The sequence below is a fragment of the Ruegeria sp. CDSB117 genome (assembly GCF_059611005.1).
In genome coordinates this window covers 1-8,681 of the sequence record NZ_JBXWOS010000048.1, presented here as the reverse complement: position 1 = coordinate 8,681, position 8,681 = coordinate 1, and the positions used below count along the sequence as shown (strand labels likewise).

Sequence of the window (8,681 nt, the reverse complement as noted above, 5' to 3'; positions counted from 1 at the left end):
CGAAGGTCTTCCTGTCAGCCATCGCACTCGCGGCTACCGTTCTATTCTGGTTGTAAATCAATGAGTCTGGAGCCTAAAGCCCTGCATCCCGGTCCGGAAATCACGCGACAAGCCCGCCTGGTACAACAAACGCTGCTACAAACTACGAAATAGAATTGAAATCATGTTTGGTCGCTTGACGGACGGAATCTTTTGCACACCCAAGGTGGTGGTTGAAGCGATCCCGTTGGAACTGACGTCAGGCGGTCGTCTCAGTTGTTGTGCTCGACACTCAGGAAAACCAGTGTGCGCTTCTCTTGGCTCTTGTCTTTAATGGCAACCCGATAGACACGAATTCCAGCGTCCAATTCTCTAAGCACATAGCTGTCTGGGTGATTGACCTGCCTATCAATCGAAGCAGGCTTACCGTCTCGGCAACGCGCCACTTCAGCCCATGTGTCGTGGAAGTAGCTTGTGGCCTCATCGCTTCTGAACTGAAATTCCCAATAACACGAAACGCCGCGTGAATTGCCCAAGCCGTCAAATGGTTGGCATACGGACCCAACAGGTGCAATCCCGGTGTCATCATAGTTTTCAAGTGCAGAAATTTGTGCGCATTCAGCAGCCAGTCCAATGGTCGGTTGAACAAACACAACCGTCACAAGTGAAAGCCAAAAACACAACGAGACACTATTGTGAGGTTCGATATCGGACGCTGGAGCGGGGTACACAAAACTCCTGTTGCCGTGCAGTTTTAGCACGGCAAACAATCGCATACGTTGCGCCCGGACGGGAGAATCCCTGTGACCAATATCTTTGTTAAAGAGTCGTCATTCTGCTGCATCAGGAACATCAACAATTGAATAGTTGCCCTTCACGCGTTCCTTTGTCGGGTCAAAATGCGGGAAAGGCACGACTTTGGCTTTCAGGCGCTTTTGCTGGCCGTCCAGTTGCCCGATTTCAATGTCAGCTCCGACGACGGCATGAGTGACCGAAACCCGGCCTAACGCAATGACCTTGCCAAGAATGGGTGATTTCATCGCGCTGGTAATCTCTCCAACCTGCGCCTTTCCAACACGTACACAGTCGCCGGGCGAGGGGACCGTACCTCCCTCAACCTCGAAACCGACCAGTTTGCGATGAGGATGGGCCTTGCGTTCTTCAATCGCTGTCCGCCCGATAAAATCGTCGGACTTTGATTTCAGTGGAACGGTGAAGCCGATGCCAGCCTCGAAGGGATCGGTTTGATCGTCGAACTCGGACCCGGCAAAGATCAAGCCACCTTCGATCCGCACCATATCCAGTGCCGCAAGCCCAAGCGGAGCGATGCCATATTCCTGGCCAACCTCCCAGACGCGATCAAATATCTCAACGGCATCTTTGGGATGACAGAAGATTTCATATCCCAGCTCACCTGAATATCCGGTCCGGGAAATTACCACAGATGTCCCCTGCACATCACCAACCCGGGCGACGGTCAGCCGGAACCATGGTAATTCTTCGATCGTCGGTTGTTGGGGCGGTGTCCAGAAGATTTTGGAAAGGATGTCACGACTGTACCGCCCTTGAACTGCGATGTTATGCAATTGATCAGTCGAGTTGCGCACCCAAACATTCATATTGCGTTTGAGTGCCTGTTCCTGCAGCCACAAACCGCTCGTGTCATTCCCTCCGATCCAGCGGAAATTTGTCTCACCCAAACGATAGACGGTGCCGTCGTCGATCATCCCGCCGTGCTCATAGCACATAGCCGTATAAACGACCTGACCAACGCTTAGCTTTTTCATGTTGCGAGTCACGCAAAGCTGCAACAGCTCTTCTGCATCGGGTCCGACAACTTCGTATTTCCGCAAGGGGCTGAGATCCATAACAGCAACCTTGTCCCGGCAGGCCCAATATTCGGCGATGGCGCCATGATTGGTCATTGTGTTGGGCAACCAATAGCCGTTGTATTCGACGAAATCACGGGTGTGCCGTGCAAAGCAGTCGTGAAATGCAGTTTTCTTGGTTTCTTCCACGTCCGCCTCCGCAGATTTTCTATAGCCATAGGATCGTTTGAAATCCTCGGTCGCCTTGTAGGTTCGCACCTGAATATCGGTTGGATTCCAACCATTTGCCGGGTCAATATCGCAGGGGCAACCGGTGCTGACGCAGACCAGATCTGTCAGAGCGCGAAGCAGGACGAAGTCACCGGGGCGCGACCAGGGGTCGTCCATTCCGATGGCATTGGTGTCGTCCAGCATCGTGTTGAAAAAGAAGTTGATGGCAGGCCAACCACCGCGCGGCTTGATGCCGTACTGGTCCAAATCCTTGTTGATATTGTCCGAGCAATTCACGTGGCCGGGGTAACCGAGATCTTCGTAATACCGCGCCGTACAGGCAAGGCCAAACGTGTCATGACGCCCGCAGGTATCCTGAACGATCTCTATCAGTGGCTCCTGATCTACCGACCAGTATTTCGAAAAAATTCCCGGTTTTGGGTACAAGCTGCCCATTAGGCTGCGCGTTGTTGTCGGATCAATCTCGCGTTCGATCCCCTGATCCAGCGCTCGGCGGCTGAAGGCCTGAAAATCCGAGCACTCACGCCCGCGAATATCGACAATCTGGATGAACTCGCCGGCCTTGACCTCGTACGAGTGGGCGTTGCCCGGCTGAATATTGAAGTCCTTGAGCGGATCGGCCAGCGGTTCGGGTGGTCCAACATCGGGCTTTGCCAAACCGGGTGCAGATCGCTGGATGTACAAAATGATATCCGTGGGAGGGTTGTTATCTTCGGGGCGCATCGCCTTGCCGGGTGCAGCCACGATCAGAAGGCCATCACTTTCAGCGACGAAATGCACCATGTCGCCAGGGCGCGACCCGTCCATGAACGCTCGGATTGCGTCACCTTTTCCGATGTCAAATCCGGCAACTTCCAAAGCGCGTAGCACTTTCTTGCCGGACGGCGATCCATTGGCCAGCGTCGCAATCAATCCCTCCGGTCGCCCGTGCCCCTGCGCGCCAAGCATGGCCGCATCGGAACTCCGGTCAGGGGCAAAGAAGACCATCTCGGCCGGTTGCATCCCGTCGCGGTCCAGCAAGGTTATCGTATCGCTTTTGGAGACCGGAACAGCGCGGGACCCCATTCCGGGGACCGGGTGGCGTTCCGTTCCATGTGGCAGGATCGGAAGGCCGGGGGCCAGAACTCCGCTGCGTTCGAACGGGACCTCAAATACAGGTTTTACGTTCATCTCCGAAACTCCGGTTAATCCAGCCCCAAAGCGCGCTTGCGCTTCTCGGCCCAGCTGCTGATTGCCATGTCAAATGTCAGTGCCATCAGCGACACGTTCAGACCCAGCACAAAGTTCTTGCCCAATTCGGTGCCTGCCAGTGTTCGTTGCAGTTCCTGCCCCAGATCCTGCGTGCCGATGAAGGCGGCAATGATAACCATGAAGAAGGCGAACATGATTGCCTGATTGAACCCGACGGCCATTGTCGGCAGTGCCAACGGAAATTGTACCGACATCAGCTTTTGCCGACGGGTAGAGCCGGACATATCAGCAGCCTCGGTCATTTCCGGCGGTACGCTGCTGAGACCAATAATCGTGTAACGGATCAGCGGCACGGCGGCGAAGATCAGGATTGAGAATACAACTGCCACATCATTGACCCCAAACAGCATGATTGCGGGGATCAGGTAGATGAAGCTTGGGAAGGTTTGCGCGGTGTCGCAGGCCAGCAGGATGCTCTTGGACCAGCGGTTGGATCGGGCTGCAACAACGCCCAAGGGGATACCGATCATAGTCGCCAGCGCGACTGCCGAAATCACAGTATAGAGCGTGATGACCGACCGATCCCACCAGCCCGAGAAAGCGACAATCGAAAAAAAGATCGCGGCGTAGATGCCGGGTTTTCGGCCACCGACCCAATAGGCAAAGGATACAACCAGCAGGATGAAAGCGGGAGTTGGAATGGCGAGTAGCGTGTTCCGGAACGGGATCAATACCTTGACGTTCAGGAACCAACGCAGCCATTCGGTCGTGCCCTTGATCACATCGATGGCCAGAATCGATTTGATCACCACGTCGATTTCCTTGCCCTGGCTGAGATGCTGCTTCCGACCAATTTCTGCGAGGATCGGGAACACCTGTGCCAGCAGAGTAAACCCAACAAACAGACCCAGCGCGACCAGCGAAATCTGATGCCGTTTCCACCACGGAGTTCCGCGTTCGAAGTGCACCGGCTGCTTGACGACCCAGGCCTTTGACATCCGATCCAGTGTGACGGCCAAAAGAACAATGGTGACACCAATCTCGAAAGAACGGCCCAGTTTAAAACTACCCATCATTGCCAACAGTTTCGCGCCAAGACCGGGCATTCCGATAAAGGCGGTCAAAACAACCATCGCAAGACACAGCATGATCACTTGGTTAACGCCAACCAGAACCTCGGTGCGTGCAGCCGGAACATAAACATGGCGCAGCATCTGCCAGCGTGTGCACCCGGACATCTGGCCGGCTTCAATCACTTCGGGGCTGACCTTTTTCAGGCCCAAAGTGGTCATCAGGATCATCGGTGGAATGGCAAAGGTAATTGTTGCGACGGCCCCAGCTGTCGGTCCGACCTTAAAGAAGATCACTGCGGGCAAGAGATACGTAAAGAAGGGCAGGGTTTGCAACACGGACAGGATGGGTTTCAGCATCCGTTCGAACCAGCCGTATTTCCAGGCGGCGATGCCCAGAACCAAGCCCAGAAGAAATGCCAGAGGTGCCGCGACTACGATGACAGACATCGTTTGCATGGCGATCTTCCACTGCCCGATTGCCGCGGTCCAGATAAAGGTTCCGGCTCCCAACGTGGCGAGCCTCCAGCCACCTACGGCATAGCCGACAACAGCAGCCACAGCGGCGATTGCGGACCATGGGATTGGGCCCAGATAGGGCCAGCGCCGCTTGCCCTCTAGCAGGTTCGCAGACGTATCCAGCAAAAACTCCAACGGGCCTTCTGCAATAAAGCGAGTGACATAAATCAGGCCCAGGTCGTTTTGAATGAAGTTAAAGACAGTATCCAGAATTTGCGCCGTTGGCGGTATTGCGGCTTCAGGAATTCGGTTCAGCCATTCAGGCAGAATGCCCACGGCCTTGGCAAGGATTAGCGCAAAGGCCGTGACAAGCAGTGCCGTAAGGACTTTGGTCCGTCCAAACGTTCTGTCGGATGTGTCCGGTATTTCGGTGGACAGCGTCGCCATCATTCGGCTCCAAGCAGAACGTTCAACGCGGTGTTGCGGTCCAGAACGCCTGTTACAACGCCTTTGTCATTCGCGACCGGCAAAAGGACCCTGTCGTCGTTGACCAATACGCGCGCCAGTTCATGGATGGTTGAGGCACCATTGATCGGGGCACCTTCCAGCGCATGACCGTTTACGGGTTTTGCAAGCCCTTTTGCGTGCACGACGCGGGCTTTGTCGATGTCCTCGGTAAACTTGGCCACGTATTCGGTAGCGGGGTTCATTACGATCTGGTCCGGGGTGTCGCATTGCTCGACCGCACCATTGCGCATGATGGCAATCCGGTCGGCCAGGCGCAGCGCCTCGTCAAAGTCATGCGTGATGAAGACGATGGTTTTGCCCAACATCTCTTGCAGACGCAGGAATTCATCCTGCATTTCACGGCGGATCAGCGGATCAAGCGCCGAGAATGGTTCATCAAGAAACCAGATATCCGGTTCGATAGCTAAGGATCGGGCGATACCGACCCGTTGCTGTTGGCCGCCACTTAGTTCGCGCGGGAAGTATTCTTCGCGGCCTTCAAGGCCAACCAGCTTGATGACTTCCAGCGCGCGTTCGCGCCGGTCGTGGCGATCCTGTCCGCGCATTTCCAACGGGAAGGCCACGTTGTCCAAAACCGTGCGATGCGGCAGCAATCCGAAGGACTGAAACACCATACCCATCTTGTTGCGGCGCAGTTCAATCAACTCGCGTTCGCTCAGGCTCATGATATCCTGACCGTCCACCTCAATCGTTCCGCCTGTGATGTCGTGCAGGCGTGAGAAGCACCGCACCAGTGTCGACTTACCCGATCCCGACAGCCCCATGATGACCAGCATCTCACCCCGGTCCACTTCGATCGAGACGTCCTTGACCCCGGCGATGTACCCATCCGCCCGAATCTCATCAAAGCTGCGGCCAGCGGGCAGAGATTTCAGATAGCTCTCTGGCGAGGGTCCAAACAGTTTCCAGACGTTTTTGGCTGAGATGACAGGCGCTGAGGCGGACATGGCTGCCTTTCTTTCGTGTTGAGCGCGGCCTTGCATCGCTGAGATGTTCAAGGCCGCGCCAGTTTCGGTGGATGCAACCGGATTATGTACTGCAGGCACTGATCCAAGGATCAATGACGGCGCGGTTGGCGTCCAGCCATTCTTCGGCTGCCTCTTCCGGCTCGAGCTCATCAGTGTCGACCAGCTTCGCCATCTCAGCAATCTGCGGGTTGGTGAAGGAAATCTCGGTCAGGGCGCAATACGCGGCCGGCCACTTGTCTTTCATGCCATCCCAAGCTGCCTTTTTCAGGTAACCCTCGGCAGGGTTGCCACAATCATACAGCGCTTCCGGGTTGGGACCCTTGGCTGGATCCTTGTCGCAACCATCTTCCCAAGCTGGGAACTCAACGAACTCACCAGGCCAAACAGCTTCGGCGAAGTTTGGCGTCCAGTTAAAGACCAAAACCGGCGTTTTGTCGGCCTCTGCCGCGCCAATTTCGGCCCAAAGGGCTGCGGCTGAACCCGCATTGATCACCGTAAAGTTCAGATCCAGTGCTTCGGCGCGTTCTTTACCATGCTTCAACCAGTCGACCGGCCCATCCAGATAACGGCCCTTGTCACCGGTTTCGGCTGTGGCGAACAGGTGCGCACAGTCGTTCAGTGCCTGCCAGTCAGGCAGGCCCGGGCAGGATTCCTTGGTCCACATCGGATACCACCAATCCTCGCGCGTGACCGCATCATGATCGCCCGCATCATGCAGACCACCTTTTTCCAGTGCCGCGCGGTAGGATGCACCAAAGGCACCTTCCCAGACTTCCATCTCCAGCGCGACATCGCCCAAACGTACCGATTCATAGACGGCCTGACTGTCGGTGGTGACATATTCTACGTTGTTGCCCATCTCTTCGAAGATCAGGCCTACAACATTCGACATCACGATCTGGCTGGACCAGTTGTGAATGGGGATTACGATCGGGTCGCTGCTGTCTTCGGCAGCCGCGCCAGTTCCCGCTACTGCTGCCAAGGTTGCAGCAGAAAGTAGGTTTGTAAGTTTCATGTTTGCTCCCTGAGTGACATTCATTTTTGAGTTGAGGACTCTTCCGGCCCCGAATTCATGCATTCTGCCCAAGATCGTCTAATGTGCAGAACAGAAATTTGAGGGGCTTTGACCATAATTTCTTGAGGCTAATCCGACTTTTTGCTATCTTAACAAACAGTTGCCTGATCCGATGCAGACAGATGCGGGCAAATGTTCTTGATCGTGCCCTCGTCCAGTTCGGGAAAAGGCCCCCAAATGCCAAAAAAAGCGCCAGTCACCGGGAAAGTCTTGCCGCCGCTGGACTATTTGTTGGCATTTGAGGCTGCTGCCAAGGCGCAGAGTTTTGCGCAAGCCAGCAAGGTTCTGAACATCTCAGAGACCGCAATCAGCCGCAAAGTGCGCTTACTGGAACAGCATTATGACGTGCCCTTGTTTGTACGGGGGCATCGTTCTGTTTCCCTTACTCAGCAGGGTGCCATCCTGTTGGCAACCGTGGAAAAATCACTGGACCTGATGCGGGATGTCAGCCGCGACATGCTGGCCAAGCATCAGGCCAATACGGTTTCGATTTCGGCGACCAATTCTGTTGCGTCTCTTTGGCTGATGCCGCAACTTCGCAAGTTCAACAAATCCAATGGCCGTATCCGCATCTCTTTGGTGTCTTCTGACAGTGACGCGGAATGTCTGTCAGATTCTATGGACCTTACCATTCTGCGAGGGGATGGCGACTGGCCGGGGTACGAGGCAAAGCTTCTGTTCGGAGAAACCGTTTTTCCAGTTTGCAGCCCCGAGTACCTAAAAAGCAATCCCAATGCGGCGGAACTTTCTGCGCTACCGGAGCTTGACCTCATTGAGGTCACCAGCGGCCATGCAGAATGGATGACATGGCGTGCATGGTTCAGCGGCAATGGTGTATCGACGTCATCAATGGAACAGGCTGTCGCGTTCAACACCTACCCATTGTCAGTACAAGCAGCGGTTGATGGGTTGGGAATTGCATTGGGTTGGGCGCATCTTGTTGACCCATTGCTGGAAAGCGGCGCTTTGGTCAGGCCAGTCCAGGACGCATCGGTGCGAACGGAGTCAGGATACTACCTATTGAAAAGACCTTTCAACAGTGCTTTTCCAGAGCAATTAATTGTCGAAAATTGGCTGCTGAGTCTCAGCGCAGGTCGAAAAAGATACGCTTGATTTGGGTCGTTGACGACTGGGCATTGATGGTGAGTTTGGCAGTGGGCTATTTGGCTACTACAACTCGCACATTGACCCAAAGGAATATTTATTTACTTTAAAGAAAAAACGAATCTGGGTTGGTGCGCTGCCGATCCGGCCAAGACGTTGTCAGACTTTTCCAACCGGGGGTTTTGCCCAATGAGCTATAAATCGGACATTGAAATTGCGCGCGAGGCGCAGAAGAAGCCTATTCAGG

General features: G+C 54.8%; 6 protein-coding genes and 1 pseudogene. 2 read left to right on the top strand and 5 right to left on the bottom strand.

Annotated elements, in window-relative coordinates; genetic code table 11:
* Nucleotides 1–73: 73 nt before the first annotated feature.
* Nucleotides 74–313 (top strand): annotated as a pseudogene (locus AC2FJC_RS23290) (hypothetical protein); the annotation flags it as partial.
* On the opposite strand, the gene AC2FJC_RS23285 reads toward AC2FJC_RS23290, so the two are convergent.
* The 5 genes from AC2FJC_RS23285 to AC2FJC_RS23265 form a co-directional block, all read right to left on the bottom strand.
* Nucleotides 252–755, bottom strand: a complete 504-nt coding sequence (locus AC2FJC_RS23285; protein ID WP_496742045.1) for a hypothetical protein — start codon at nucleotides 753–755, stop codon at nucleotides 252–254. The pseudogene AC2FJC_RS23290 and the gene AC2FJC_RS23285 sit on opposite strands and share 62 nt — an antisense overlap.
* 54 nt (nucleotides 756–809) lie before the next feature.
* Complete coding sequence (locus tag AC2FJC_RS23280) at nucleotides 810–3,209, bottom strand: trimethylamine N-oxide demethylase (RefSeq protein WP_496742043.1); 2,400 nt, start codon at nucleotides 3,207–3,209, stop codon at nucleotides 810–812.
* 14 nt (nucleotides 3,210–3,223) lie between these two features.
* On the bottom strand, nucleotides 3,224–5,206 hold the full coding sequence (locus AC2FJC_RS23275) for an ABC transporter permease (protein ID WP_496742041.1): 1,983 nt from the start codon (nucleotides 5,204–5,206) through the stop codon (nucleotides 3,224–3,226).
* Nucleotides 5,206–6,234: a quaternary amine ABC transporter ATP-binding protein gene (locus tag AC2FJC_RS23270; RefSeq protein WP_496727474.1), complete on the bottom strand. Its 1,029-nt coding sequence runs from the start codon at nucleotides 6,232–6,234 to the stop codon at nucleotides 5,206–5,208. Before AC2FJC_RS23270 ends, AC2FJC_RS23275 begins: the two co-directional genes overlap by 1 nt.
* Nucleotides 6,235–6,316: 82 nt before the next feature.
* Nucleotides 6,317–7,270, bottom strand: coding sequence for an ABC transporter substrate-binding protein (locus AC2FJC_RS23265; protein WP_058277107.1), 954 nt, complete (start codon nucleotides 7,268–7,270; stop codon nucleotides 6,317–6,319).
* Between the two features lie 237 nt (nucleotides 7,271–7,507).
* On the opposite strand from AC2FJC_RS23265, the gene AC2FJC_RS23260 reads away from it, so the two are divergent.
* Entirely contained in the window at nucleotides 7,508–8,443 is a 936-nt protein-coding gene (locus AC2FJC_RS23260; protein ID WP_496742039.1) for a LysR substrate-binding domain-containing protein, read from the top strand.
* The last annotated feature ends 238 nt before the right edge of the window (nucleotides 8,444–8,681 follow it).